Raw genomic sequence first — 1,236 nt, forward strand, 5'->3', positions numbered from 1 at the left:
CAAAGTTTTGGTCTTGGTTGTCCGCCGCACGCGTCAACATGCTTTCTAACTCACCACTCTGCTCACCACTGGCGATCATATGCAGCATCATCGGTGGGAATAGACGGGTTTGATCCAGAGCTTTACGCAAGCTTGCCCCTTCACGGACGTTGTCTGCAGCAATCAACACTTGCTGCTTTACGTAACGGTTCGACATCACATCAACCGCCACTCGCATCCCTTCAAGAATTGGGATCGCACTTGAAGTACAAATCGACAAGGTACGAGCGAAACGAGCGGTATTGAGACCTTTAGAAATCTTACCGACGAGCGGCAAGCTGATGATTTTTCTGTCCCAAGACAAGCGAAAATCTGGTTTTTGCAACGCCAGTTTTAAGCCATAAAAACAAACTACTAGCACAACAAAGATAATCAGCCCCCACTCTTGGACGAACTCACTAGCCGCCAGCAAAAATTGCGTTGACTGTGGCAACTCTTGCCCCATTTGAATGATCGGCTCGATGATTTTGGGTACCACGGTCGCCAACAAGAACGAGACAATCGCCACCGCAAACACCACTAATACGACAGGGTAGATCATCGCTTGCAACAGCTTAGAACGCATTTTCTGACGGTTTTCGACGTACTCCGCCAAGCGCTCTAAAACCGTATCAAGGTGTCCAGATTTTTCACCCGCGGCGACCATAGAGCGAAACAGTTCGTCAAAGACGTGTGGATAATCACCTAGGCTATCTGCCAATGGGTAACCTTCGGTGACTTTGGAGCGAACTGCAGCGATCATGGTGCGAATTCGAGGCTTTTCTGCTTGTTCAGAAACTGCTCGAAGACACTCTTCAAGAGGCATTCCTGATTGAACAAGTGTGGATAATTGACGCGTGATCAGAGCCAGTTCAGCCGTTTTGATACCACGTTTGAAGCCCACTGAGCCTGAAGACTTAGCCGCCTTTGCTTTGGCTTCCACGACCTCAACAGGGATCATTCCTTGTTCTTTCAGTCGTTGGCGCACTTGACGAGCGTTATCCCCTTCAATCGTGCCTTTTTTTTGTTTGCCTTTTGCATCCAGCGCTTTGTATTCAAATGCTGCCATTACGCTTCCTTCGTCACTCGCATCACTTCTTCAAGTGACGTAATACCACGACGTACTTTGCTTAGACCATCACTACGAATACTTGGCGTATGATTACGAACGGCTTTTTCCACTTCTTGCTCACCTGCTTCGCGGTGAATCAGCTCTTG

At 48.4% G+C, this 1,236-nt stretch carries 1 protein-coding gene and 1 pseudogene; both read right to left on the bottom strand.

The features are described 5' to 3' along the window. The coding region (gene gspF, locus R7P72_RS24930) for a type II secretion system inner membrane protein GspF (protein WP_318110949.1) at positions 1 to 1,087 on the bottom strand (1,087 nt) is incomplete at its 3' end. Then, a pseudogene (locus R7P72_RS24935) lies at positions 1,087 to 1,236 on the bottom strand (type II secretion system protein GspE); the annotation flags it as partial. The gene gspF and the pseudogene R7P72_RS24935, both read right to left, overlap by 1 nt.

The organism is Vibrio sp. Vb0888, from assembly GCF_033338835.1.
GTDB lineage: Bacteria > Pseudomonadota > Gammaproteobacteria > Enterobacterales > Vibrionaceae > Vibrio > Vibrio alginolyticus.